The organism is Anatilimnocola floriformis (assembly GCF_024256385.1).
GTDB classification, from domain to species: Bacteria; Planctomycetota; Planctomycetia; order Pirellulales; family Pirellulaceae; genus Anatilimnocola; species Anatilimnocola floriformis.
Genome location: NZ_JAMLFW010000001.1, coordinates 4,283,317 through 4,309,117, shown reverse-complemented (window position 1 = coordinate 4,309,117; position 25,801 = coordinate 4,283,317). Strand labels below are relative to the sequence as shown.

Here is a 25,801-nt window from a genome sequence, read left to right as displayed (position 1 = left end):
TTGCGCGCAGGCAAGTTTGACCTCGGCCGCAACCTGAGGCAGAATATAACTATGAGCACGATTCCATCGCCAAAAATCGCCACGAATCAGCCACCGCGAGCTGCCAAATCCAAGGATGAACTGCGCGCGATGTATGCTGAGCAAGACCGAGCGAGAGACGCCCTCAAGAAGAAACTGGGGGTCGTGAACGTTGTTGTGGAGTTGATCCGCGAAGGGCGTGACGGCGAATGAAGTTTGTTCTCGACGCCAGCGTCGCCCTCAAATGGGAACTGCCAGAAAATGATTCGGCAGAAGCCTTGCAAGTACGAGCGGCGTTTGAAGTCGATAGTATCGAGTTCATCGCTCCGAATGTCTTTCCGATTGAAATCGGCCATGCGTTGTCTCGCGCGATGCGTCGCAACTTGATTGACGCAACTCAGGCTGAGCAGGCGCTTGAGCGGATGCTCAGCAAAATGCCGGTTCTCTTCGATTCCATGGGGCTGATCGAGCGGGCCTTTCAGATTTCTTTGGAGGCACGCATCGGTGTTTATGACTGCTTGTATCTGGCTCTCGCACAGGATCAGCACTGCCAGTTTCTCACAGCCGATGCTCGGTTACAGCCTTTTTCGAGCGTCTTACTTCTCAAGAATTTTTCGTAGTTCGCAGGTTCAATGTCGGCAGCAGATGGCACGAGATACACGTGCTGCCGGCGGTTTTGGAGCAACTTACCTACGGGTGACATCCCTGTAATTTTCCCACCACGGCAATACAGTATCTCTTGTCGCGACCTTGCCACGGTGGTAACCTTTTGGTTGGGTTAGCGCGGCGGCGCTGGTTATCGCTTATTGAGCGACTGTGCGTTTCCCCCTGTCTCACCCGGGACCAATTTGGTCGGATAGAGTCGTGGATTTTCAGCTCCATCTTGAGACCGATACGGTCGAGCAAGCCTCGCCCTCGCCTGCCGTCTGTGCTGCGCCGGAGGAAAGTATCCGGACTGTGCTGCAGCGGCTTCGCGAAGCACGCGCTGGTGCGGTAATGATTTGCCGCGATGAAAAGCTGCAAGGCATTTGCACCGAACGAGATCTGATTCGTGTGCTGGCTGCCGAAGGCAACCTGAACGCTGCCATCAGCTCGATCATGATTCGCGACCCGGCCACGCTGCAACCGCGCGATTCGCTCGAAACGGCGATCAAACTCATGTCAGGCCGTGGCGTACGGCAAATTCCCGTGGTCGATGCGGCTGGCCGCATTTTAGGTGTGCTGCACGCTCGGGGAATCCTGCATTATCTGGTTGAGCACTTCCCCAAGGTTGTGTATACGCTCCCACCTGCTCCACACCACAAGACACAGGAGCGGGAGGGAGCGTAAAAGCCCTTCCACTCCCCCGCCAAGAATTTTCCGCTGGCATGGTCGCTAGCGATAGTTGCCTGGACAAAGGATTGGCGAAAAGCCGATAAGATATTCCGATAACGCAAATTGTAACTGCAAATTCAGCAGACTTTCGAACGCAAAAGTTCTTCGAGAAGGGGCTCATTGTCAGCCATGTCTACCACGATCGAGCAAGTTCCCACCTCCACCAAACAAACCACCAAGATCCCCAGCGCCACGATTCGTTTCGCTGGTGACTCGGGCGACGGTATGCAGATCACGGGCGATCAGTTCACCCGCACCACGGCCTTGATCGGCAACGATATCGCCACGTTCCCCGACTATCCGGCCGAAATCCGGGCTCCCAAGGGAACGCTGGCCGGTGTGAGCGCCTTCCAAGTTCACTTTAGCAGCGAAGACATCTTCACCCCCGGCGATCAGCTCGACGCTCTGGTGGTGATGAATCCCGCCGCCCTCAAGACCAACCTCGGCGACCTCCGCAAGGGTGGCATCCTGATCTGCAATTCCGATGGCTTCGAGAAGAAAGATCTCGAACTCGCCGGCGAAACCGAAAACCCGCTGAACTCGCAGGTGCTGGAAGATCAGTACCAGCTCTTCAAGGTGCCGATGACGAAGATCGTCGAAACGGCCTTGAAGGATCTGAAGGCTGCCGGCATGTCGACCAAGGAAGTCGATCGCTGCAAAAACTTCTTCGCGCTCGGCCTCGTGTACTGGCTGTACGGCCGCGACATGGACGCGACACTTCGCTTTCTGCAAACCAAGTTCGGCAACAAGCCGCAAATCATCGAAGCCAATACCAAGGCTTTGCAAGCTGGCTGGAACTACGGCGAAACGACTGACGCCTTCGTCAGCAATTACAAAATCGATCCCGCCAAGCTGACTCCCGGCAAGTACCGCGATATCAACGGCAACACCGCGATGGCGTGGGGCCTGATGACCGCTGCCAAACTCAGCGACAAGGAATTGTTCCTCGGCTCTTACCCGATTACTCCGGCGAGCGACATTCTGCACGAACTGGCCAAGTTCAAGCACATGGGCGTGCGAACCTTCCAAGCCGAAGACGAAATCGCCGCCATCACGTCGGCCATCGGTGCTTCGTACGGCGGTCACATGTCGATCACCACGTCGAGCGGCCCGGGCATCGCCCTCAAGGGTGAAGCGATCGGCCTGGCGATGATGTTGGAGATTCCGCTCCTCATTATCAACATTCAGCGCGGCGGTCCGAGCACGGGCTTGCCAACCAAGACCGAGCAGGCCGACTTGTTCCAGGCAATTCTCGGCCGCAACGGCGAATGCCCGTTGCCGGTGATCGCGGCCCACGGCCCAGGCGACTGCTTCTATGTCGCGTTGGAAGCTTGGCGGATTTCGACGCGCTTTATGGTCCCGGTAATCGTGTTGTCGGATGGTTACATCGCCAACGGCAGCGAGCCGTGGTTGATTCCCGAAATGAAGAACCTCAAGAAAATCCCGATCAAGCACGCTCCGGAACAGACCGACGGTTCGAAGTTCCTGCCGTACAAGCGCGACGAATACCTGTCGCGGCCGTGGGCGATCCCGGGCACGAAAGGCTTGATGCACCGCATCGGCGGTCTCGAGAAGCAAGACGTGACGGGCAACGTCAACTACGAGCCCGACAACCATCAGCACATGACGAACACGCGGGCTCAAAAGGTCGAGAATGTCGCCCTCGAAATCGGCCCGCAAGAAGTCGAAGGTCCAGAGACCGGCGACGTGCTGGTGCTGAGTTGGGGCGGTACTTACGGTGCTTGCCGGACTGCCGTCGAGCTGATGATCAGCCAAGGTCACAAAGTGGCCCACGCTCATCTCCGCTGGGTCAATCCTTTCCCGAAGAACCTCGGCGAAGTGCTGAAGCGTTACAAGAAGGTTCTGATCCCCGAATTGAACATGGGACAACTCCGCACGTTGATCCGGGCGAAGTATCTCGTCGATGCCCAAGGCCTGAACAAAGTGAAGGGCCGCCCGTTTGCCATCGCCGAACTCACGACCGCGATCAAGGAACTGTTGCCGAAGTAATTCGCTCGTTCCTTTCGCCACCGACCTTCGCTTCTACCGTACAAAACAAATACTTACTTAATGTTGGGATGAAATAGCTACCATGGCCAATGATGTTACTCCGGTGCTTACCGCGTCCGATTTCGGCAGCGACCAAGACGTCCGCTGGTGCCCAGGCTGCGGCGATTACTCGATTCTCGCTCAAATGAAAAAGGTGATGCCGCAGCTCGGCGTCGCCCGCGAAAACGTCGTCTTCATTTCGGGCATCGGCTGCTCCAGCCGTTTTCCGTACTACATGAACACGTACGGCATGCACAGCATTCACGGCCGGGCCCCGGCCATTGCGACCGGTCTCAAATGCGTCCGGCCTGACCTGCAAGTGTGGGTCGTCACCGGCGACGGCGACGGTTTGTCGATCGGTGGCAATCACTTTTTGCACCTGATGCGCCGCAACGTCGACCTGAAGATCCTGCTGTTCAACAACCGGATTTACGGTCTGACCAAGGGGCAATACTCGCCGACGTCGCCGCTGGGCAAGCTCAACAAGAGCGCGCCGATGGGCGTCATCGACAATCCGCTCAATCCGCTGTCCGTCGCCATCGGCTGCGAAGCGACCTTCGTCGCTCGCTCGATCGATGTGAACATCAAGCACCTCGGTGAAGTGCTCAAGCGGGCCGCCGAGCACAAAGGCACGGCCTTCGTCGAGATCTATCAGAACTGCAACATCTTTAACGACGGCGCGTTCGAATACGCCACGTCGAAGGATTCGAAGCTCGACACCACCGTCGAACTCGAGCACGGCAAGCCGTTGATCTTCGGCAAGAATAAGAACAAGGGCATTCGCCTCAACGGCACCGAGCCGGAAGTAGTTGAACTGGGCAAGGGAATCAGCGAAGATGACTTGCTGTTCCACGACGAGAAGGCCCCCGAGGCGACCCACGCTTATCTGCTCAGCCGGATGCGTCATCCGGAATTTCCCGAGCCGATCGGCGTGTTCCGCGCGGTTGACCAGCCCAAGTACGACGTTGAATTGAACAAGCAGGTCGCAGCTGCCCGCGAAAAGAAGGGTAGCGGCGATCTCGATGCCTTGTTCAACAGCGGCGAAACTTGGACCGTGTCGTAACGACACTCGTCGGGTCGCGTAGAACGAAGCATTGCTTCGTTCGAACGTAGGCTGCAGCATGATTCCATGCTGCACAGAATGCGTAAGGCACCGCAACACGGATCAACCGCATGGACTGTCCTTACTGCGAACACCCTGTCATCGAAGGTGCCGACCACTGCGACGAATGTGGTCTGCCGCTTGACGATCGCAGCCTGCCGCCGCCGCAAAACGCGGTGGAGTTGGCTCTTCTCACCGATCGCATTTCGCAATTTGAAGGAAAGCGGCCGCTACTGATTTCGGCCAGCCTTCCGGTTCGCGAAGCCATCAAGCTCCTCGCCCTCAACAACATCGGCAGCATGCTGGTGATCGACAAGGGCGAAATGGTCGGCATCTTTACCGAACGCGATGTGCTCCTCAAAGTCGCAGACAACCTGGCCGAATTCGGCGACAAGCCAGTTCGCCAATTCATGACCTCCCAGGTGGAATCGCTTCCCACTACGGCTAAGGTTGCCTTCGCTCTCCACCGCATGGACCTGGGCGGTTACCGCCACGTCCCCATTCTGAACGAAAACGGCCGTCCGGTCGGCATCTTCTCGATCCGCGAAATGCTCCGCTACCTGACCCGCGTCATGACGGAATAAGGGGCGACGCTGGCAGTGTCATTCGCCGCTCGAATAGAATGAGGCTATGCACGAGCCTCGTTCCTATCCCGCCGCCGTTGTCGCCGTGTTGCTGTTGCTCACGCCGCTGATCTACGTGGGCAGCTATTGCTTGCTGGTCGACACAAACACTGTGTGCCTCTACGGCAACCCCGACTTGCGCTATCGCACCAGCCCGGAACTCTGCGCCAAGATCTTTTGGCCAGTTGAGCAAGTCGACCGTCGCGTGCGGCCCGATGCTTGGGAAGATCCGTTGATCAAACTAATTATCAGCTCCATTGAGCCTGAGTCTTGGGACAGATGCCGCGGATTCAGCAGTGAGCCAAATGAGCATTAATCCGTACGAATCACCGCGAGAACAGAACGTGCCGCAGAGTTTATCTCAGTCCTCGCCGTTTTCGCGCTCGCAGGTTTTCGGATTGTTCGCCATCATCCTCATCGGCGTACTCTTCGTGTCAGCTGCCGTTTGCTGTGTCGCTGTTTGCTACAGCCTCCTGTTTTCACAACAGTTTTTCGGAGCGACTTCGTAGATCATCCACTCACCGATCGCCGAAGTCCGTTACCCACAGCAGTCGGCCCTTTTTATCCTTAGCGATGCCGAAGCCCACTTCGCTGTATTTGTCGCTGAGGATGTTTTTCTTGTGTCCCTCGGAGTGCATCCAACTCTTCAGGACCGACGAAGTCGACTTTTGACCGACCGCGATGTTCTCGCCGACGGCGCGTGGTTTGTAGCCGGCGTCTTTTACGCGTGAACTCATCGTCCCTTTGGCCGAATGGCTGAACTCGCCTGACTTGGCCAGGTACTCGGCATATTCCTGAGCAGCTTCGCTGAGCTTTGAGTTGAGCTTGAGTGGCTTTTCACCGTCCTCGCGCCGCTCGCGGTTGTGCAACTTCAGCAGATCGGCGCGCGTCTTGTCCGAATCGGGCTTACCATTTTCAGCCCGCGCGCTCGCGGTCGTGATCGCGGTGAAAACGATGATCAGCGCGAGACGAATTGTTGGCGAGGTGTTCATAGGCCCAAGGATAAAGATCGAATCTCGCTCGGTCAACGATCTCCTGGCTATACTGAGGCGGGGCATTCTACGGCGGAATAACACCGATGAAGTGGCACGGCAGCGCAACTTTTTACATCTTCTCTTGCCTTTTGCTCATCCTGGCGAACCGCCTGGCCGCGGACGAAGCGGCGACGCTGGAGTTGTTGCGCGAGTTCGACGTCAAGGTCGGCACCGAAGGCGGGCTAGCGAATGCTCCTGTCGTCAGCATCTCGCTGAAAGGCAAAAAAGTGACCGACGCTGCAGTCGGCCACTTGGTTCATTTTCCCGAGCTGAAAGAACTCGATCTGGCGGAGAGCAAGATCACCGATGCCGGCCTCAAGTCGCTGAAGGACTGTCGACACTTGCAAAAGCTGGATGTGACGAAGACGCCGCTCAGCGGCCAGGGATTCGAACAGCTGAGCGATTTGCCCGAGCTGACGCATCTCATGGTGACGATCAACGACATGACCGACGCCGGCATGCAAGCCATTTGCCGCTTGCCGAATCTGACCACGCTCCGCATCAACGGCAGGGGGCCGCACCGGATGACGCTGGCTGGTTTCAAGGACGTCGATCAGCTCGAGAAGCTCACGTCGCTCTACATCGACGATATCACACTCAACAAAGTCTACGCCGAGTTCGCCAAGTGCCGGTCGCTCGAACGGCTAACGATTTTCTCGGTGGGGCAGATTAGCAAGTTGGAGTGGGAAGGGATTCGTCAGATCACCCAACTGAAACACCTGACGCTCAACCACGTCACGCTCGAAGACCCCAAGCTTCCTGGCGTGAAAAACCTGACGAAGCTGGGCTCACTTGCGCTCCCCCACACCAATGTGGGCAACGAAGCCGTGCAAGAGATCAAGGAGCTAACCGCGCTCCGTGTGCTGGTACTCCGCGATACTCGGGTCACCGACGCAGCCTTTGAAAACCTGCCAGCAGATATGGAACTGAGTGGTCTGCATCTCGATGGAACAAAAGTCACCGATGCCGGCTTGGAGCACCTGGCCGTGCTGAAGAACCTGCGATTGCTCCAAGTTCGGCGAGTCGAACTGAGCGCTGCTGCATTGCAGAAACTGCAGCGGCAGTTGCCGATGCTGAGGGTTGAGCGCTAATTGCTAACTGTGTCGCCTGTTGAAGAATGCCAGACGTCCGGTCACAATGCGTGATTCCGCCGCACAAGTTTGTTCCCACCTTTCCGAGGCTTTTCCATGGTTCGTTTTGTTGCGCTCTCCCTCTGTCTCCTTTTCGCCGGGCTGGCGGTGGCTGAAGCGCCGCCGCTGAAGCTCGAGAAAGGGAACAAGATCGTTCTCATCGGCAATACGCTCGCCGAACGGCAGCAGCACTTTGGCAATTTCGAGACGCTGCTCCACTCGCGGTTTCCAGAGTTGAACCTAGTGGTTCGAAACCTCGGTTGGTCGGCCGATGAGTTGACGCTGCGGCCCCGGTCGCAGTCGTTTGCCGATCACGGCCATAAGCTGACCGATCACAAGCCGGACGTGATTCTCGCGTTCTTCGGCTTCAACGAATCGTTCGGCGGCGAAGCGGGACTGGCGAAGTTCAAGAGTGACTTGGAAAAATTCATCCAAGAGAGCACCACGACGAAATACAACGGCAACAATCCGCCGCAACTTGTCATCTTCTCGCCCATCGCGCACGAGAACCTCGGCAAGCGCGAACTGCCCGACGGCGAGTCGAACAATAAGAACATCGCTCTCTACACCGCAGCGATGAAGGAAGTCGCCGCCAAGGCCAATGTCGTCTTCGTCGATCTCTACGCCCCGTCGAAGCAATTGATGGACAACAGCAAGGTCAAGCTGACCATCAACGGCGTTCACCTGAACGAATACGGCGATGAACAAGTCGGCAAGGTCATGGACAAGAGCCTCTTTGGCGATCGCCCGGCCAAGGAAGCCGATCTGGCGAAGCTGCGGGCCGAAGTGAACGAAAAGAGCCTGCAGTTCTGGTACGACCATCGTTCGGTCAACGGTTTTTATATCTATGGCGGCCGCAAGGCGCCGTTCGGCGTCGTCAACTTTCCTGCCGAGTTTGCCAAGCTGCGGAAGATGATCGCCAAGCGCGACGAACGCATCTGGGCCGTCGCTCAAGGCAAGAGCGTGCCGGAAAAGATCGACGACAGCGATACCGGTGAGTTCACCAAGATCGAAACGAATTTCAAGGGTGTGATCAACGTCACCCCGCCCAGCGAATCGATGAAGAAGATGACGTTGCCCGAAGGGTACGCCGTCAATCTCTTCGCTTCGGAAGTCGAGTTCCCCGAACTCGAAAACCCCGTGCAGATCACCTTCGATGCCAAGGGCCGGCTGTGGGTCGCTTGCATGCCGACTTATCCGCAGTATCTGCCGGGCACCCCGCCGAACTGCAAGATTCTGATTCTCGAAGATACGAACGGCGACGGCCAGGCCGACAAGAAAACGGTTTTCGCCGACAAGCTGCACGTGCCGACCGGCCTCGAGATTGCCGATGGCGGTGTGTATGTCGCTCAGCAGCCGAACCTAATGTTCCTCAAGGATACCAACGGCGACGACGTGGCCGATGAGCGGACGATCGTGCTGCATGGCTTTGATTCGGCCGACTCACATCACTCGATCAGCGACTTCGTGTTCGATCAGGGCGGCGCACTCTATTTCTCGGAAGGAACCTTCCATCACTCGCAGATCGAATCGCCCTACGGCCCGGTCCGCTTGAAGGATGCTGGCTATTTCCGCTTTGAACCGCGCACGAACCGCTTCAGCGTGTTCGTTTCGTACGGATTTGCGAATCCCTGGGGTCACTACGTCGATCGTTGGGGTCAGAATCTGATCGCCGATGCTTCGGGCGGCGCCAACTACAACGGCACGGCCTTCTCGGGTGACGTCGATTACCCAAACAAGCACGCCAGCATGAAGGAATTTTTGAAGAAGCAATGGCGGCCCACGGCGGGCTGCGAACTGGTGAGCAGCCGCAACTTCCCCGATGACGCCCAGGGCAACTACCTGCTCAACAACTGCATCGGGTTCCAAGGAACGCTGCAATACAAGATGAAAGACGACGGCTCGGGCTTTGCCGCCGATCCGGTCGAGCCGCTGCTGCAATCGAGCGAGCAAGCCTATCGCCCGGTCGATCTGGAGTTCGGCCCCGACGGCGCGCTCTACATCTGCGATTGGTTCAATCCGCTCGTTGGCCACATGCAACACAACTTGCGTGACCCGAATCGCGATCATTCGCACGGCCGCATCTATCGCGTGCACTACACGAAGAAGCCGCTCGTGAAACCGGCCAAGATCGCTGGCGAACCGATTCCGCAACTCCTCAGCCTGTTCAATACCGAACCGGAAGAACGAACTCGCTATCGCGTCCGCATCGAACTCCGCAATCGCGAAACGAAGGACGTCCTTGCCGAAGCCGAGAAGTGGCTCGCCGCGCAGGATAAGAAGGATGCTGAATACGAACACCACGTGCTGGAAGTTCTCTGGCTCCATCAAGCCCATGACATGGTGAATGAGAAACTGCTGAAGCAAGTTCTCCGCTCACCTGACTTTCACGCACGGGCCGCCGCCACGCGCGTGCTCTGCTACTGGCGTGATCGGGTGAAGGACCCGATCGCACTGCTGCAAGTGCAAGTGAACGACGAAAATCCCCGCGTTCGCCTCGAGGGGATCCGCGCTCTCAGCTTCTTCAACAACCAGCAAGCGATTGATACTGCCGTTGAGTCGTTGATCCACGACCAGGATTACTATCTCGAGTACACGCTGAAGGAAACGATGAAGACTCTCGAACGCCGCGTGAAGGGCGCGACCGCGATTCCGCACAATCCCACGGATCGGGAGAAGAAGAACGCGGAAGAAGGGAAGAAGGCTAAGTAGTTCGCAGTGAATTGCGACCAGTGTACTCACCACGCTCCGCGTGGTGAGTTCGCCCCACGCGGAGCGTGAGGACTACACTTACCGACGACGCATCGCGCGATCCATGTCGCGCCGTGCGTCGTTCTTTTTTAGCGTCTCGCGTTTGTCGTGCAACTTTTTACCGCGGCAGAGACCGAGCAGCACTTTGGCGATGCCGCGGGCGTTGAAATAGACTTTGAGCGGCACGAGCGTCAGTCCCTTTTCATGGGCCTGGCCGGCGAACTTGATTTTTTCGACGGCATGCATCAGCAGTTTGCGAGGCCGTTTCGGCGCGTGATTCCAGAGCGTCGCTTGCTTGTATTCGGCGATATCGGCGCCGACCAGCCAAACGTCGCCATCTTTGACGCGGGCGTAGGCTTCATCGAGCGAGAGCTTGCCGTCGCGGAGGCTCTTCACTTCGCTGCCGAGCAGTTGCACGCCGCACTCCAGGGTTTCCACAATCTCGAAACGGAAGCGGGCTTTGCGATTGTCGCTGACGACCTTGCCTTCGGGCTCTTTCGGCGCAGCTTTCTTGGCAGGCGTCTTGCCGGCGGCTTTGGCAGCCTTCGCCTTGGTCGGCGGTGGTTTCGTCGGTTTGGGTTGGCCTTTGCCCATGATTCGTAGGATAGGCTTGTAGCCTGTCGCGTTTGTTCAAGATTTTTTTAAAGACAGGCTGGAAGCCTATCCTACGCAATATACCGTCATCGACCGCGGCCCGTGGGCGCCGATCACCAGCGATTGCTCGATGTCAGCCGTTTTCGACGGCCCGGCGATGAACGCGCCGAACCTGGCAGCGGCGAACGCGTTTTGATCGGCACAAATCCGCTCATAAGCATGGTGCATCGTCGGCACGATATGGTTCGCGGAAATCACCAGCACTAGGTGCTGATTGATGAACAGGATCACGCGATTGCGCATCGCCGAATCCCACAGCCAGATGGCGCCGTTCTCGGCGACACCGAATTCGCCGGGGATGACCGCGTAATCGATCGTCTCGAGCTGATGTGGATCGTCGATCTGTTTTTCATCGACGTTACCGGCAATCAGATCGGGTACCAGCGAGACCGTTTGCTTCGCGGCTTGAAAGGTCGGCGTGCTCTGCAGATGTTCGCGGGCCTGGTCGAGCGACGAAACGAAGTGGCACACGCCGCCGATGCCGGTCAGCGCTTTGGCAAATTGCTCCGGCAGATTCTCGTACGAGATCCATGGCCCGGATAAGTCGGGAAGATCCTGCACGGGCAAGGTCTGCTGTCGAAGCTTGGCAAGAATCGCGTCGCGGCTGCTCATTGTTGTTTAAGTCGTAGTTCTTTACTTCTTGATCTGCGTCTGGGCCGGGACCAGTTCAACCGGGTTTTGATTCTCATCGTTAATTTCGAATTTGGCTTCAATGCCGGCAACCGTGAGAGCTGCGGCGATCGTCTGCACTGTTCCCGCGATCTGCGCGGGTGGGCCAGCGACAGCGCCGTTCAAGAGATGCTCATGAATCTCCAGCGGCGTGGACACGAAATCAAATTCAGCGGATGAAAAATGGAGCGTCTCGGCGCCATTGTGCGACGAGGTGTAAATGAACGCCTTTTCAATCCCGGACAAGCTGCGCAACGCATTCAGTACCGACTGCAAACCAGCCGTTGTCTTTAATGCGCCGTACACGTTGTTGTGATCGGGAATGGTCATTGAGGCGGATTGGAATCGGTCTTCGTATTTTCGCGCATGTTGCGGATCTGCAGCAGCTCGCGAAAACTCTGCTTCGGCATCTGCGGCATTTCGCGCTGCTTGCCCCACGGGTTCAAGCGGTTGTAGATCATGAACCGCGGCAGCAGCGGCAGAATCTTTCGCGCGAGCCAACCCGACAACTGGTACAGCCATTTGCTGCCGAGAACGGCTGCCGCGAGTTTCATCTCCAGCTTCTTTTGCAGCGGCAGTTGATTGCGCTTGGCAATTTCGCCGCGCCAGGTGAGCAGCTGCGAATGGAGATCGATCTTCACTGGGCAGACGTCGCTGCACGAGCCGCACAGGCTGCACGCAAACGGCAGGCTGTAGTGTTTGCTGCTGTCCATCGCCGGCGAGAGGATCGAGCCGATCGGGCCGGGGACGGTGCTGTTGTAGCTGTAGCCGCCGCTGCGTCGATACACCGGGCAGGTGTTCATGCATGCGCCGCAGCGAATGCAATTGAGCGAACGGCGATAATCGCTACTCGCGCGAATGTCGCTCCGACCGTTGTCGACGAGCACGATGTGCAACTCCCCGCTTGGCCGCGGTCCGTGGAAGTGCGACGAGTAAGTTGTCGTCGGCTGACCGGTGGCGGAGCGAGCCAAGAGCCGCAGAAACACGCCCAGGTCCTTCGGCCGTGGAATCAACTTCTCGATTCCCATGCAGGCGATGTGCAATTTCGGCAGCGACACGCCCAGATCGGCGTTCCCTTCGTTGGTGCAAATCACAATGCCGCCCGTTTCGGCGATGCCAAAGTTCACGCCGGTCAAGCCAGCGTCGGCGGCCATGAATTTGTCGCGCAAATGCTGCCGCGCCGCTTCGGCCAAGTACTTGGGATCCGATGCGCCGGCTTCCGTATTCAGCTGCTCATGAAACAGCTGACCGATGTCTTGCTTCTTGAGGTGAATCGCCGGCAGCACGATGTGACTCGGCGGTTTGCCGAGCATCTGCACAATCCGTTCGCCGAGATCTGTATCGATCACTTCAATGCCATGCTCTTCCAAGTGATGGTTGAGATGGCACTCCTCGGTGAGCATGCTCTTGCTCTTCACGAGGCGTTTGACGTTATGACTTTGCAGGATCTCGAGCACGATCTTATTGTGTTCGGCAGCATCAGCCGCCCAGTGAACCTTCGCGCCGAGGGCCGTGGCTTGGCGTTCGAATTGTTCCAGGTAATCGGCCAGCTTCTCCTGCGTGTGCATCTTGATGGCCGATGCAGCCGCGCGGAGCGTTTCCCATTCCGGCAGCGATTTCGCGGCCAGATCGCGTTTGTGACGGACGAACCACAGCGTTTGATCGTGCCAGCGGGCACGCTCTTTATCCTGGATAAATCCCGCCGCGAGCTTCGGATGATTGGGGCTCATGTCGCACTCCCGGCGAGAATTTCAGCAACGTGCAACACGCGGATCGGCTTCTTCTGCCGGCGTAAGATGCCTTCGAGATGCATCAGGCACGACATGTCGTTGGCGGTGAGAACTTCGGTGCCGGCTTGTTCGTGATCGAGAATCCGATCTTCACCCATCAAGCACGAGACGGCTTCTTCGCTCACCGCAAACGTGCCGCCGAAGCCGCAGCATTCATCAGGCCGTTGCAACTCGGTGAATTGAATGCCGTCGATCAGCTCGAGCACCTTGCGCACCTTGCTGAATCGCGGCCCCATCACTTCGCTGCAACTGCCGAGTCGCAGTTCACGCAGGCCGTGGCAGCTTTGATGCAAACCGACGCGATGCGGAAAGCGGCCGGGCAGCTTTTCGACCTTCAACACGTCGGTGAGAAACTCGCACAGCTCGAACGTCTTGGCTTTGATTACATCGAGCTGCGGATCGTCATGCAGTAGATGCTTGTAGTGATGCCGCACCATGGCGACGCAGCTGCCGGACGGCGCCACGATGTAGTCATACGGCGCGAAGATCTCCAAAAACCGGCGGGCAAACGGCTCGGCTTCTTTCAGGCAACCGGTGTTCGCCATTGGCTGACCGCAGCAGGTTTGCGCGGTAGGAAACTCGACGGTCAGGCCGAGCTGCTCCAGCAGATTCAGCGTCGCGATGCCAACCTGGGGAAAGAGTTGATCAACGTAACAGGGGATAAACAGGCCGACGGTGGGCATGGAGAGCGTTTTGCGAGGGAACAGCGAGGATGACTCATTGTAACAAGAAGCGCCAGCGAACGGCCATCCTCGGCGAGTCGATGCTTGGTGAGAATTGGAAAGGGGTGGATCGCTCCTATTTCTCAACCTTCACGTCCACCCGTTGTTGCTGAAAGGTCGTCGCGCCTTGAGGCGTCACTAGCGTGAAGGCGAGCCGAACTTCTTTGAGCTTGGGGAGTTTCGCGAGATGAGCGAACGCGGCATCGGTCACGCCGCAGCCGTTCAGGTCGAGTTCTTCCAGGTGAGTTAGTTCGGTCAGGTGAGCCAAGCTGTCGTCGGTGATTGCGTTGCTGCTGAGGGAGAGTTTTTTCAGGTTCGGGAACTCTTTCAAATGCGTCAGCCCGGCGGCGGTGAGTTTGTTTTGGTTGAGCTGCAGCGACTCTAGTTTGGCGAGCGGTTTCAGGTGGGGGAGGCCGGCATCGGTGAGTTCGTTGCCGGAGAGATCGAGCGTTGTGAGGCCGGCGAGTTCTCCCAGCGAGTTCAGATCGGCGTCGGTTAGTTCGGCGTGGTCGAGCGTTAGTTCTTGCAGTTGAGCCAGCGGTTTGAGGGTGGCTGCGAGAGCGGCTATGTCGGTCTTTTTTCCCGTGAAGCGGACGGCGTGGATCGGATTGCCCGGCGCGTCGTTGCGCAGGACCTCACCGCCTAGGCTTTGGATTTCGGTGGCGGCTTTATCTTGAGCGGCAGCGAACTCGGCAGCGGCAACCTGCTCGGGCGAAGGGGCCTGCGGGGCAGTTTGTGACGGCGAAGTAAGTTTTGAGCAACCGACGAGTGTGAAGACGATTACCAAGGCCCAGCGTTGCGACATTATCCCCGCCTTTTTTCTGTGAATTGACCGCCACTCGTCGACAGGATACCGTGGTCAGAGGGCATATTTCTGTTTCCAAATTTTTCTCAGTAACATTTTTGGCCGCCCTACGCCTAGAACTTTAGAAGGTTACTCAGCCACCCAGGATTGCGAAAAAGGAAACTCCCATGTCGATCAAATTTCACCTCGCGATGGTTTTCGCGGTTGTCATAAGTGCCTGTGGCACAATCGGTTCGGTTCAAGCTGGCGGTTTCGGCGGCGGACATGGCGGCGGTGGCGGCCACAGCGGTGGCGGCATGAGCATGGGCCACGGCAGCAGCAGCGGTGTCCGGATCGGTGGTATCGGTGGCAGTGGCTCAATGCCGCGGTCCCTGCCGTCGAGTGGTAACTCCGGCATCGCGGGCGGCCTGTCGAACGCCATCCGCAGCGGCAACCTCGGCAACAGCCAAGGCCTGCCGAAGAACACGGGCATCGCTGGCGGCATCAAGTTGCCGACCAACGGTTCGACGAATAACGGCAATAAGCCGGGCAACACGGGTATCGCCGGTGGCATCAAGCTGCCGAATGTCGGCACCACGAGCAACGGCAACAAGCCAGGCAACACCGGCATCGCTGGTGGCATCAAGATCCAGAACATCAGCAACAACAACACGAACAAGCCTTCGACGGTTGGCAACATCCTGAGTGGCAAAGGCCCCTCGACGATGGATGTGATCAAGGCCACCAACGCCGTGAAGAGCATTGGCGACAAGTTGCACAGCCCTGCCGTGCAAGGCAAGGTTCTGGGCGGCCTCGGTGTCGTCCTGGGCAATGGCAACGGCAACGGTCCGGGTAATGGCCCAGGTAACGGCAATGGCAATGGCAACGGTAATCACCACCATCACCACTGCCCGCCGCTGGTGTTCACGCTGCCGGTGTATCAGTCGAACTACTGCCCACCGCCGTGCCCGCCGATTTACTACCCCGTGCCGGTTGCGGTTCCGGTGCCGGTCGATGCGAATGGCCAGCCAATCGATCCGAACGCCGCTCCGGTTGGACCGGTTGCTCCTGTCGGACCTGCCGCTCCTGCTCCGCAAGGTCTGCCGATGGAAACCAAGCAAGCTCTGAACGACATCGTCGCCAGCGAAGCTCCGGCCGCGGTCGACACCGAAGTGAAGCCTACCGCTGCCACGACCGAACTCGTCAGCAAGGACATGCCGCTGCCGCAGATCCCGGTTGGTGCGACCCTCACGCTGCAAGGCAAGGACCTGACCAGCAAGGAAGGCCAAGTGGTGCTGCAAGTCGGTGAGATTGCTCTGCCGGCCACGATTCAAGAATGGAAGAACGACTCGGTCACTTGCACGCTGCCGGTCCTCGGCCTGACCAAGGCCAGCAAGGCTACGCTGCATGTGCTGAAGTCGGACGGCAAGACGGCCAGCACGCTGAACTGCGAACTGGTCACCACGCTGACCACCTCGGTCGAAGCCCGCCCGACGACCTCGGACATCGAAGCCGCCAAGTACGAACAGTAATCGCCGGCTCCGCAAGAGGCTAATTCGATAACCTTCTGGCCCTCAGCGAAATTCGCTGGGGGCTTTTTTCGTTGGTGCGTTGAACGTGCGTTGTTACTGCGGCGACATTGCTCGCAACAACTGCCAAGCTTCACGCGTCGCGCGAATCTCATGCAGGCGGATGATCTGCACGCCTTGCAGCGCGAGCGCGAGAGAGGCTCCCAGGGTTCCCGCCGAGCGATCGGCGGTTTTGTCTCCCAGCAGTTGGCCGATGAAACCTTTGCGGGAATGGCCAACCAGAATCGGACAGCCCAGCTGGTGGAATCCAGCACAGTTGCGCACCAGCGTGATGCTGTGTTCGTGAGTCTTGCCGAAGCCGATGCCCGGATCGAGACAGATTCGTTCGCGCTCGACGCCGGCCGCGAGCAACTGATCGCGGCGCAATTCCAAATGTTCGTAGACTTCGCGCACGACATCGTCGTAGTGCGGCCGATCTTGCATCGTTTGCGGCGTCCCTTGAATGTGCATCGCGCACACACCGGCGCGGCTGTCGACGGCGAGTTGCATCATTCGCGGATCGGCCAGGCCGGTGATGTCGTTGATGATCTCGGCGCCGGCTTCGATGGCGGCAGCGGCGACGACGGGTTTTGTCGTGTCGATCGAGATGATGGCCTGCGGATTATTCTTGCGAATCGCGGCAATCACCGGCAGCACCCGACGCAGCTCTTCGTCTTCGCTCACTGGCGTCGCATAAGGCCGCGTGCTTTCGCCGCCGATGTCGAGAATATCGGCCCCTTCGGCGAGCAGCTCTTCAGCGCGGCGGATCGCGCTCGCGGAATCAAAAAACTGACCGCCGTCGGAAAAGCTATCCGGCGTGACATTGACGATGCCCATCCACGCGGGGCCCGTGGTGAACGTGAGTTGCTGCGTGCGCAGTTGCCAGGAAGTTGCGGGATTCATATGCCGCTTGATCGTACTCGACGTTGCGAGCGCCGATAACCTGTTTCCATCCAAACAAAAAAAGCCCACCGGCGAACCGGCAGGCTTCTCGTTAACAATTCGCGACTCAACAACCTTAGGCGGTTGCCGCGTCGATCGCTTCTTGCAAATGAGCCTTGCTCGAAATGCCGGTGAAGCGTTGCACCGGTTGACCCTTGCGGAAAATGATCAGCGTCGGAATGCTTTGCACGTCATATTCCATGGCCGTGCCCTGAGCATCATCGACGTTGACCTTGGCCACGCGGGCTTTGCCGAGGTTTTCCTTGGCCAGGTCGTCGATCATCGGAGCGATGCGGCGGCAAGGTTGGCACCAGGGGGCCCAAAAGTCGACCAGCACCGGCTGATCGCTGTTGAGGACTTCGGTTTTGAAGTTGTTGTCGTCGATTTCCAGCACGTTTTCGCTCATGGTCATTTCCCTTTGCGTTATTGATTAGTGTGTTGTAGCTACCCAGGTATACCGCCGTTGCCAGCAAGTCTTTCACGGCGGCGGTCTTCAGCAAGTGCTGGCGGCAGGGCTCCTTGTAATTTCAGATTTTAGGTATCCCCCCCATAGTGTCAACGAGGGCGAATCGCCCGCAAACGGCGTAAAGTCTTGCTGCCGAGCGATCTGCGACGACCGCCCCAGCCGCAAACCCCTCGCAAGAACGATGTCGCTGCTGGCAGGACACTTCGGCGAGTCGCAGCGTCGCTCTTGGATGCGAGGGACAAACGCATTTTTCGTCTGGTTGCCCTCGCGGCCTCCTGTTATAAGCCGCCGCAACTGTTTCCTGGTTGCGCATCCTTGCGCGATCGGGTTTGATTAGCACTCAGCGGACCAGGTCTGCCTTGAAACCGTCGACAGCCACCGTCGCTCTTCGCCTTCTCAGCTGCTGGGCCCTGCTCGCTTGCGCTGGGCTATCGACAGGCTGCAGCAGCGGTCCGATGGCAGTCTTTGCCGGCTACAACCCTTGGATCACCAAGGATTGGAAAGAAGACGAAAAGTACGCGACCACGTATCACACCAAGGTCACACAACTCGCCGAGCTGCGCGAACGCGCGCCGAAAATGCCGCCAGCCGAACAAGAACGGCTGAGCACCGAGCTCGCCGTGGAAGTGCAACGCGAAAAAACGATTCCCATGCGGATCGAAATTGTGAAGACGCTGTCGGCCTTTCCCACGCCGCAGGCTCGCAGTGCCATTCAACTCGCCGCGACCGATCCCGATCCTTACGTGCGCCGCGAATCTTGCGTCGCACTGGCCAAGAATCCCGACGCCGAAGCGTTGCAAGTTCTCAGCCATACGCTGGCGAACGATACCGACACCGATGTCAAGATTGTCGCCGCTCGCAGCCTCAGCAAATTTAAAGATCAGCAAGCAGCGCAAGCGCTGGCTGGAGTCGTCGACGATAACAATCCTGCTTTGCAGCAAACCGCCATGGATTCGCTCCGCACCGTGACCGGCAAGGATTACGGCTACAGCGCCAAGGCCTGGCGAGAATTCATGCAAGGTGGTTCACCGACTCCGCCGCCGCCGCCATCGATCGCTCAGCGGTTGCGTGAAGACTGGTGGTGGTGGTAAATCGCGACGTTTATGAACGAGATGACGACGAGATTACTTCGCAGCGTCGGTTCTCCAGCCGCCAGCCTTCGCCGAGGCGGTTAAGTTTCGCCAGAGTTGCCCGCTCACCCTGTCCGCACGAAACATACGCCAAGCAAATCAGGAGTGTAGATTTTTCCGCCTCAATTGCTGCTCGCCCCGGCTCGATTCCGATACATCACTTGCCCCCGGCAGCAGGCGGTTTGCCGGGCTCCCCCGAATGTCAGCACAATCCAACTGGTCTCCGCAAACCAAACATCTTCTCATCGCGGCGTTCACGCGATTGAGTGATGGAGGTGGGACCGGTCGAGCGAAAGCCATTCATGATTCGTACGACTTTCTCGTTCGCCGCTTTCTTTGGCCTGCTCGCACTCGCGTGCAATCTGCTGTTTACGCATTCGCAGCAAAATCCTGCTAGCGAACCACGGCAGACTTCGACAACCGACGAAAAATGTGGCGACGAGCAGGCTCCGGCTATCCGGTCGGCCCAGCGCGAAGACAAACCGCTGTCGCTCCTCCAAGAACCCGTGCAGTTGAAGTCCGTCGGCTTGCGCTCGAATGGCGAGATTCAACTCGTTGAATTCGAAGAAGGCACTTCGGAACAGTCGGCGAAAAAGTCGGCCGAAGAGACACTCGAGGAAACAGAAAAGAAGCTGCAAGAGCTCACGAAGGAATCGACTACCGAAGAAGACTCGAAGCCCATGGGTCCAGAGCCCAAGGCCGCGGCCGAACCCGAACTGTCGCCCGAAATGAAGCGTCTGCGCGAAGAGATTCGCGAATGCCTCTCGCACTATTACATTCGCCCCGAAAACGTCGCCGCTCGCAGCCCTTGGGCCTGCATGCACGCGATGATCGCCTACGGCGTCGATGCCAACCTGATCGTCAACAATCAGCGCGTCAACGCGATTGGCTACATGAATTTCAACGGCAACTGCAACGGCCAGCAGTTGTTCTACACGCAAGGTGGCAAACTGCAGGCCCGCATCGGACCCGGCGTGCAAGGTCACGCTGGCCAATACCTGGCCATGCTCGCTCAATCGCGCGTGAAGACGAACTTCCCGATCAAGGTCGACACCGAAGACTTCAACGTGGCCGATCTGATCGAACACGAAAAGCTGACCTGCAAGCCGAACACCGAACTTACCTTCAAGCTGATCGCCCTCACGCATTACCTGCGGTCGGACGATTCGTGGACCAGTAACGATGGTCAGTCGTGGGACATTCCGCGGCTCATCAAGGAAGAACTCAATCAGAAGATCGTGGGCGCTGCCTGCGGCGGTACGCACCGTCTGATGGGTTTCAGCTACGCCGTTCGCAAGCGTGAGCAACGGGGCGAAGTGATCGAAGGTCAATGGTTGCGGGCCAAGAAGTTCCTCGAAAGCTACCACGCCTATACGTTCCGCCTGCAGAACCCCGATGGCAGCTTCAGCACCGAGTGGTTCGTCGGCCGCGCCGACAACGGCCCACCGGGACGCCGCCTGGAAACGACCGGCCACATCACCGAATGGCTCACTTACAGCCTGTCGAAAGAAGAACTGACCAGCCCTGAGATGGTGAAGAGCGTGTCGTACCTGACGAAGCTCCTCTACGACAACCGCAGCACCAAGTGGAACATCGGCCCGATGGGCCACGGCTTGCACGCCCTAGCCACCTACGACGAACGCGTCTTCGGCGGCGAACCCGGCAAGCGGGCTGAGCAACTGGCCAAGTATGCCCGGCCGACGGTGATCGAACGGTAGTCGCTCAGAACTGGACGACACCGATTCCATCAGACCTGCGAGCTACGGCAGTTGGTCGAGATCGATGAACTGATAAGTGCCGCCATTCTCGGCGGCGACTTTGCGGAGGAAATGGTTGGGCGGCGCGTCCTTGCCGCCGCGAGAAAAATGAATCGTGTTGATGATCGTGCGTTCGTTCGATAGGTCATGCACGATTCGCAGCGCGCCGGGCCCCATCAAGGGACTTCCGCCGTCAGTCATGAAAAAGATCACATCGGGCCGCAGCTTCAGCGCTGCCATTAACGCGGCCGTATGGTTGGTGCTACCGACTGCAGGGATTTCTCGCAGCGACGACAGGAGTCGCTTTTTGTTGTCCTCGGTGGCCGGCAGCCATTCGGGCGCGAGGGGTTTCGGCACCGAGTTGTAGCCGACAATCTGCAGTTCATGCCGTTCGTCGAGCGAATCAAATTGCTTGGCTAGTTCAACGGAAACCGCCTGAATTGCTCCAAGTCCTTTCTCTCCCATGCTCACGGAGCGATCAATGAGCATCAAGAAGGTTCGACCCCGCGCCTGCGTGCCATATACATGCAAGGTTCCCAGCTTCTCAGCTTCGCCTCCCGAACCGCGCGTCATCGCATCGTCAGGGTATGCCGCTGCATCGCGCTGATTTATGCTGCTGCTCGCGAGTGAATCATCGCCGGGCACCAAGGCATCGCTAACGGGCCGCGCGATCTCTGTTGGCGATTCCAGGTCGACTTCCTTCACTAACGGATTGATGAGCGACGCTCTTGCGATTTCAGTTTTCGCGCTAGCGTGAACTTCCAACGACTGGTCTGCGAAGGACTTCGGCTCAGCTTGTGCCTCAGCCGGTGTCGCTTCATCAACTTTTGGAGCTTTCCAAGTCCAAAATAGAATCAACGCGCCGAGTAACGCACTTAATCCGAGCACCGCCGCAGCGGACTTCAGCGGAATGCGAGACTGGGAACCGAAATCGACTGTCATTGATGTAGCTCACATGGCCAATCAAATTGGATCACTGGCCAACGCGATTTTCAATCGTCTTTCATATTCTTCGCGCGAGATCTCTGTCACGCCCAGAGATGCCGTGTGATCGGTGCGAACTTGCACGTCGAAGAGTTGACAGCCTCGCGTGCGCAGATGGCCGACGAGAAAAGCGAGCGCCACCTTCGAGGCATCTCGGACGCGGTGGAACATCGACTCACCCGCGAAGAACCCGCCCAGGCCCACGCCGAAGATGCCGCCGGCGAGTTGATCGCCTTGCAGACTTCGATGCTGTGGGCATGTCCAGCGCGATGCAGCTCAGCGTAAGCGCTGATCATCGCCGAAGTGATCCAGGTTTCTTCATCGCGCTGGGCACAGCCGCGAACGACCGACAGAAACGCCTGGTCCATCGTGCACCGAAACTTCCCCGAGCGAATCCGGCGGGCCAGTCGGTGCGAAATGTGAAACTGATCGAGTTCGAGAATCGCCCGTGGATCCGGCGACCACCACCGAATCGGTTCACCGGCGTTGTACCAGGGAAAGATTCCCTGCCGATATGATTCGAGCAAGGTTTGCGCGGTTACCTGCCCGCCCGTGGCAATCAAGCCGGGATTGTGGCGGTCGCGTGGATGGAAGGCAGCACCGAGAAATGGCATGTGGCTAAGTATAGGCCTGGATGACAGTTAAATTCCTTTGGATTAGCGTCACCGATGCCCTTGCATTCCTTGGGGGCGTTGGTACACTCACTGGCTTATCGTTTCTTGGTTAGTAGATGTTTTGGGACCAGTTCCGGTCGAATGTCGCACGGGCCGAGAGGGCCTGCGGGCACTACAAGGAGAGTTTGTTGCACCCTGGTTGAGTGGGCACGGTTTCCGGGACCTTTTTCCGGCGAATCGGAACTCAGCCGCGTGGAGGAATGACGGCGGAATATGACAGTTACGAAAGAACGTAAGACAGAGTTGATCTCGCAGTATCGTCGGTCGGAATCCGATACCGGCTCCCCTGAGGTGCAAATCTCGGTGCTGACGGCCCGTATCAACAACTTGACCGAGCACATGCGTACGCACGACAAAGACTACTCCAGCCGCCGCGGGCTGCTGGCGCTCGTCAGTCGTCGCCGCACGCTGCTCGATTACCTGCGCCGCGAAAATGCTGCTGGCTACACCGAAATCATCGGTAAGCTGGGCATCCGCAAGTAGGCAAGTAACAAGCGCAAGTGGGTTTGTGTTCGTCGGGAAGAGCCCGGCAGCGCAACGAAGCTGGATTGCGTTCTGAGAGTTCACGAATTGCCCCGATTTTCTCCGGGCAATTCGGTCGTTGTAGTAGGGCCTGGGGTCGGGGCAAGGTTATTGCCAACCCGGGCAGCATTTCTTCCATCCGGTTGGATTCATCGCCCCTGCATCAGCCTCTTTCGCTGATGTCGTTATCGTGTCGCGCGCTTTTTGCCCTGCCCAGAGATCTGGCCCAGGAAGCGTTCGGCGATCAGCAGCCACCGCAATAAGTCTCTTCTCCAATAGTGCTCGTTTTTCCTCGCAGGTTCGCGCGACCAGCAGCTGACTTCAATTTCTGAGCAGCCCCGCCGGAGCGTAGGACAAGAAAGTATCAGGTAGCAGCAGTGAAGCATCGCGTAGAAAAGAAAATCGGCAGCCATACCCTCTCCTTCGAAACCGGCTTCCTGGCCAAACAGGCCGCAGGAGCCGTCCTTTGCCAATACAACGAAACCGTTGTGCTCAATGCCGTGGTCGGCGGCGCCGGCCGTCCTGGTCAAGACTTCTTCCCGCTGACCTGCGACTACCGCGAACGCGTTGCCGCGGCCGGTAAGTTCCCCGGCGGTTTCATCAAGCGTGAAGGTCGCCCGACGACCAAAGAAATTCTCACCTCGCGTCTCTGCGATCGCCCGATTCGCCCGCTGTTCCCCAAGGGTTATCGCGACGAAGTGCAATGCCAGGCCATGGTCATGGCCAGCGATGCCCAGACCGACGCCGACGTCCTCGCGATGAACGGCATTGCTTGTGCGCTGTTCATCTCGCCCCTGCCGTTCCGTGGCCCGATCGCCTCGGTGCGCGTCGGCCGCGTCAATGGTCAGTTCATTCCGTTCCCGAGCCAAGATGATCTCGAAGAGAGCGATCTCGACCTGATCGTTTCGGGCAGCGAAACTTCGGTCGCCATGATCGAAGGCTTTGCTCGCGAAATGAGCGAAGCCGACATGTACGAGGCGATTCTGTTCGCCCATCAGACCATTGTCGAAATCTGCCAACTGCAGCGCGAATTCGCCCAGCAGATCGGCGTCACGCGGCCTGAATACGTGGCTCCGCCCGACGACGGTTTGATGGATCGGATCAAGAGCAGCTACTACAACGACTACCGCTCGGCCAAGCAGACCGTGGGCAAGCAAGCCCGCGCCGAAGCTGCCAAGGCAGTCAAGGCTCGCGCTCAAGCCGAAATCATTCCCGACCCGAAGGCCGACGGCGCGATCAAGCCCGAACGCTTCTCGACGGTGTGGCATGAATTCGAAGAGGTCGTCATCCGCGATCTCATCATCTCGGGCGCTCGCCCCGACGGCCGCGATTACAAGACGCTCCGCGATCTGCATTGCGAAGTCGATGTGTTGCCCCGCGTCCACGGTTCCGCCGTGTTCCAACGTGGTGAAACGCAAGCCCTCATCACCGTGACGCTCGGCACCAGCCGCGACGAACAACGGGTCGACGGCCTGTTCGAAGAGTACGCCAAGAAGTTCATGCTCGATTACAACTTCCCGTCGTTCTCGGTCGGCGAATGCCGCCCGATCCGCGGCCCGGGTCGTCGCGAAATCGGTCACGGTGCCTTGGCCGAGCGGAGCGTGGCTCCGGTTCTGCCGTCGCCCGAAGAATTCCCCTATACCATTCGCGTGATCAGCGACATTCTGGAATCGAACGGCAGCTCGTCGATGGCCAGCGTTTGCGGCGCTACGCTCGGCTTGATGGCCGCTGGCGTGCCGATCAGCAATCCGGTCGCCGGCATCTCGGTCGGTCTGGTTCAACAATCGGAAAACGAATGGTGCTTGCTTACCGACATCATCGGTGACGAAGATCACTTCGGCGATATGGATTTCAAGATCGCCGGTACGCAAAACGGCATCACGGGCATTCAGCTCGACCTGAAGATCGAAGGCATTAGCAAGGAAGTCATCAAGGCTACGTTCGAGCAATCGCGCGAAGCCCGCATCCAGATTCTCCGCAAAATGCTCTCGTGCATCTCGCGTCCGAAGGAAGACATCTCGGCTTACGCCCCGCGTCTGCTCCGCACGCAGATTGATCCGGAAAAGATTGGCGCTCTCATCGGCCCTGGCGGCAAGATGATCCGCGGCATTCAAGAAGCCACGGGCTGCGTGATCGAAGTCGAAGACAGCGGCATCGTGACCATCGCAAGCAGCAACCGCGAATGGGCCGAAGCAGCTCTGTTGCAGGTGCAATCGGTGACCGCGACGGTGCAGATCGGCAAGATCTACAACGGCAAGGTCAGCAGCATCAAGGATTTCGGCGCCTTCGTCGAAATCATTCCGGGCCGCGATGGCTTGGTGCACATCAGCGAACTGTGCGCTGGCTACGTCAGCTCGGTTGGCGAGATCTGCCGCGTTGGCGACGAGATGAAAGTCCTCGTCATCGACGTCGATGATCACGACCGCGTGAAGCTCAGCCGCCGTCGCGCTCTCGAGGAACTCGGCTTGCCCGATGAACTCGCGCCGAAGAATGACGGCCCGCCCGGAGAAGGTGGCGAACCACGCCCGCCCCGTCCGCCGCGTGAAGATCGCGGTGGCGGTGGTGACCGTGGCGGCGACCGCGGTGATCGTCCCCGTCACGATCGCGGAGGCCGAGGCGGCGACCGTGGTGGTCGTGGCCACGGCGGCGGTGGCGGCGGTCGACGCTAGTCGATCCCCGTTAGGCCGGACCATTGGTCCGAGCGAACCTGCAGCTTGACATCAACTCTGGCTGTTGCTTCTTCCCAAGAGGCAACAGCCTTTTTTATTGGCTGCCGCGACCCAATTTGCCACTACTTCAATGGCAGATGTCTGGCGTGTCCGGAAGGTTATAAAAGGTTATATGCGGAGCCGGTTTTTAGCTTGTTAATCGACGCAAGTCATTTCATTGCAATATTTTGCGATTTTTCAGAAAATCGCATAACCTGTTATATATTACCCCCGCCGTAGCGGACGCCCCGGCGGCAGATTTTGGCAATCTGCGACGATCGCAGCGATTCTAACGCCAGTCAGCAGTCCGCCGTCGCCGAAGATAGACGAGCCGCAGTGCGCGTTCGAAC

Annotated in this window: 25 protein-coding genes and 1 pseudogene; 14 read left to right on the top strand and 12 right to left on the bottom strand. The window is 58.3% G+C overall.

All coding sequences use genetic code 11. From position 1 onward, the window contains the following. Window positions 1–51: 51 nt before the first annotated feature. The 7 genes from M9Q49_RS16710 (at window position 52) to M9Q49_RS16680 (ending at window position 5,482) form a co-directional block, all read left to right on the top strand. Window positions 52–231, top strand: a complete 180-nt coding sequence (locus M9Q49_RS16710) for a hypothetical protein (RefSeq protein ID WP_254509946.1) — start codon at window positions 52–54, stop codon at window positions 229–231. Further along, the gene (locus M9Q49_RS16705; RefSeq protein WP_254509945.1) at window positions 228–638 is read left to right on the top strand and encodes a type II toxin-antitoxin system VapC family toxin; all 411 of its coding nucleotides are present in this window, start codon (window positions 228–230) and stop codon (window positions 636–638) included. The genes M9Q49_RS16710 and M9Q49_RS16705 overlap by 4 nt, the downstream gene beginning before the upstream one ends. Window positions 639–882: 244 nt before the next feature. After that, window positions 883–1,347 carry a CBS domain-containing protein gene (locus M9Q49_RS16700; RefSeq protein ID WP_254509944.1) on the top strand — a complete coding sequence of 155 codons (465 nt, stop codon included), beginning with the start codon at window positions 883–885 and terminating at the stop codon, window positions 1,345–1,347. A gap of 174 nt (window positions 1,348–1,521) precedes the next feature. Further along, window positions 1,522–3,402: a 2-oxoacid:acceptor oxidoreductase subunit alpha gene (locus M9Q49_RS16695; RefSeq protein WP_254509943.1), complete on the top strand. Its 1,881-nt coding sequence runs from the start codon at window positions 1,522–1,524 to the stop codon at window positions 3,400–3,402. Between the two features lie 82 nt (window positions 3,403–3,484). Beyond that, complete coding sequence (locus tag M9Q49_RS16690; RefSeq protein WP_254509942.1) at window positions 3,485–4,504, top strand: 2-oxoacid:ferredoxin oxidoreductase subunit beta; 1,020 nt, start codon at window positions 3,485–3,487, stop codon at window positions 4,502–4,504. A gap of 110 nt (window positions 4,505–4,614) precedes the next feature. Beyond that, window positions 4,615–5,127: a CBS domain-containing protein gene (locus tag M9Q49_RS16685; protein WP_254509941.1), complete on the top strand. Its 513-nt coding sequence runs from the start codon at window positions 4,615–4,617 to the stop codon at window positions 5,125–5,127. A 46-nt stretch (window positions 5,128–5,173) separates the two neighbouring features. Beyond that, window positions 5,174–5,482 carry a hypothetical protein gene (locus M9Q49_RS16680; RefSeq protein ID WP_254509940.1) on the top strand — a complete coding sequence of 103 codons (309 nt, stop codon included), beginning with the start codon at window positions 5,174–5,176 and terminating at the stop codon, window positions 5,480–5,482. Between the two features lie 202 nt (window positions 5,483–5,684). Here M9Q49_RS16680 and M9Q49_RS16675 read toward each other — a convergent pair whose 3' ends face one another. Then, window positions 5,685–6,158: a CAP domain-containing protein gene (locus M9Q49_RS16675; protein WP_254509939.1), complete on the bottom strand. Its 474-nt coding sequence runs from the start codon at window positions 6,156–6,158 to the stop codon at window positions 5,685–5,687. An 86-nt stretch (window positions 6,159–6,244) separates the two neighbouring features. On the opposite strand from M9Q49_RS16675, the gene M9Q49_RS16670 reads away from it, so the two are divergent. Next, window positions 6,245–7,291 (top strand): leucine-rich repeat domain-containing protein, encoded by a 1,047-nt coding sequence (locus tag M9Q49_RS16670; protein WP_254509938.1) that lies wholly within the window; start codon window positions 6,245–6,247, stop codon window positions 7,289–7,291. 96 nt (window positions 7,292–7,387) lie between these two features. Then, window positions 7,388–10,042: a PVC-type heme-binding CxxCH protein gene (locus M9Q49_RS16665; protein ID WP_254509937.1), complete on the top strand. Its 2,655-nt coding sequence runs from the start codon at window positions 7,388–7,390 to the stop codon at window positions 10,040–10,042. A 78-nt stretch (window positions 10,043–10,120) separates the two neighbouring features. Here the strand turns inward: M9Q49_RS16665 and smpB are convergent, their stop codons facing one another. From smpB to M9Q49_RS16635, 6 genes are all read right to left on the bottom strand, one after another. After that, entirely contained in the window at window positions 10,121–10,675 is a 555-nt protein-coding gene (gene smpB / locus M9Q49_RS16660; RefSeq protein ID WP_254509936.1) for an SsrA-binding protein SmpB, read from the bottom strand. A gap of 66 nt (window positions 10,676–10,741) precedes the next feature. Then, window positions 10,742–11,347: a LutC/YkgG family protein gene (locus M9Q49_RS16655; protein ID WP_254509935.1), complete on the bottom strand. Its 606-nt coding sequence runs from the start codon at window positions 11,345–11,347 to the stop codon at window positions 10,742–10,744. Between the two features lie 21 nt (window positions 11,348–11,368). Continuing rightward, window positions 11,369–11,734: a hypothetical protein gene (locus M9Q49_RS16650; protein ID WP_254509934.1), complete on the bottom strand. Its 366-nt coding sequence runs from the start codon at window positions 11,732–11,734 to the stop codon at window positions 11,369–11,371. Continuing rightward, on the bottom strand, window positions 11,731–13,134 hold the full coding sequence (locus tag M9Q49_RS16645) for a lactate utilization protein B (protein ID WP_254509933.1): 1,404 nt from the start codon (window positions 13,132–13,134) through the stop codon (window positions 11,731–11,733). The genes M9Q49_RS16650 and M9Q49_RS16645 overlap by 4 nt, the downstream gene beginning before the upstream one ends. Then, on the bottom strand, window positions 13,131–13,877 hold the full coding sequence (locus tag M9Q49_RS16640; protein ID WP_254509932.1) for a (Fe-S)-binding protein: 747 nt from the start codon (window positions 13,875–13,877) through the stop codon (window positions 13,131–13,133). Before M9Q49_RS16640 ends, M9Q49_RS16645 begins: the two co-directional genes overlap by 4 nt. A 115-nt stretch (window positions 13,878–13,992) precedes the next feature. Continuing rightward, window positions 13,993–14,721: a leucine-rich repeat domain-containing protein gene (locus M9Q49_RS16635; protein WP_254509931.1), complete on the bottom strand. Its 729-nt coding sequence runs from the start codon at window positions 14,719–14,721 to the stop codon at window positions 13,993–13,995. Between the two features lie 167 nt (window positions 14,722–14,888). On the opposite strand from M9Q49_RS16635, the gene M9Q49_RS16630 reads away from it, so the two are divergent. Beyond that, the gene (locus M9Q49_RS16630) at window positions 14,889–16,232 is read left to right on the top strand and encodes a hypothetical protein (protein WP_254509930.1); all 1,344 of its coding nucleotides are present in this window, start codon (window positions 14,889–14,891) and stop codon (window positions 16,230–16,232) included. A gap of 93 nt (window positions 16,233–16,325) precedes the next feature. Here the strand turns inward: M9Q49_RS16630 and folP are convergent, their stop codons facing one another. Both folP and trxA read right to left on the bottom strand, forming a co-directional pair. Then, a complete protein-coding gene (gene folP, locus M9Q49_RS16625; protein ID WP_254509929.1) occupies window positions 16,326–17,171 on the bottom strand; it encodes a dihydropteroate synthase in 846 nt (281 codons plus the stop codon). 115 nt (window positions 17,172–17,286) lie between these two features. After that, window positions 17,287–17,616 carry a thioredoxin gene (gene trxA, locus M9Q49_RS16620; RefSeq protein WP_254509928.1) on the bottom strand — a complete coding sequence of 110 codons (330 nt, stop codon included), beginning with the start codon at window positions 17,614–17,616 and terminating at the stop codon, window positions 17,287–17,289. A 515-nt stretch (window positions 17,617–18,131) separates the two neighbouring features. Here trxA and M9Q49_RS16615 point away from each other — a divergent pair. Beyond that, the gene (locus tag M9Q49_RS16615) at window positions 18,132–18,767 is read left to right on the top strand and encodes a HEAT repeat domain-containing protein (protein ID WP_254509927.1); all 636 of its coding nucleotides are present in this window, start codon (window positions 18,132–18,134) and stop codon (window positions 18,765–18,767) included. Between the two features lie 341 nt (window positions 18,768–19,108). Then, window positions 19,109–20,524 carry a hypothetical protein gene (locus tag M9Q49_RS16610; protein ID WP_254509926.1) on the top strand — a complete coding sequence of 472 codons (1,416 nt, stop codon included), beginning with the start codon at window positions 19,109–19,111 and terminating at the stop codon, window positions 20,522–20,524. A gap of 42 nt (window positions 20,525–20,566) precedes the next feature. On the opposite strand, the gene M9Q49_RS16605 is transcribed toward M9Q49_RS16610, so the two are convergent. From M9Q49_RS16605 to M9Q49_RS36090, 3 genes and pseudogenes are all read right to left on the bottom strand, one after another. Then, window positions 20,567–21,505: a VWA domain-containing protein gene (locus M9Q49_RS16605; protein WP_254509925.1), complete on the bottom strand. Its 939-nt coding sequence runs from the start codon at window positions 21,503–21,505 to the stop codon at window positions 20,567–20,569. A gap of 21 nt (window positions 21,506–21,526) precedes the next feature. Continuing rightward, window positions 21,527–21,751, bottom strand: a complete 225-nt coding sequence (locus M9Q49_RS36095) for a hypothetical protein (RefSeq protein ID WP_390844207.1) — start codon at window positions 21,749–21,751, stop codon at window positions 21,527–21,529. 44 nt (window positions 21,752–21,795) lie between these two features. Then, a pseudogene (locus tag M9Q49_RS36090) lies at window positions 21,796–22,161 on the bottom strand (leucyl/phenylalanyl-tRNA--protein transferase); the annotation flags it as partial. 273 nt (window positions 22,162–22,434) lie between these two features. On the opposite strand from M9Q49_RS36090, the gene rpsO reads away from it, so the two are divergent. Together rpsO and pnp are read left to right on the top strand one after the other, a co-directional pair. After that, the gene (rpsO, locus tag M9Q49_RS16595) at window positions 22,435–22,704 is read left to right on the top strand and encodes a 30S ribosomal protein S15 (RefSeq protein ID WP_254509923.1); all 270 of its coding nucleotides are present in this window, start codon (window positions 22,435–22,437) and stop codon (window positions 22,702–22,704) included. A 416-nt stretch (window positions 22,705–23,120) separates the two neighbouring features. After that, the gene (gene pnp, locus M9Q49_RS16590) at window positions 23,121–25,412 is read left to right on the top strand and encodes a polyribonucleotide nucleotidyltransferase (protein WP_254509922.1); all 2,292 of its coding nucleotides are present in this window, start codon (window positions 23,121–23,123) and stop codon (window positions 25,410–25,412) included. Window positions 25,413–25,801: the final 389 nt, after the last annotated feature.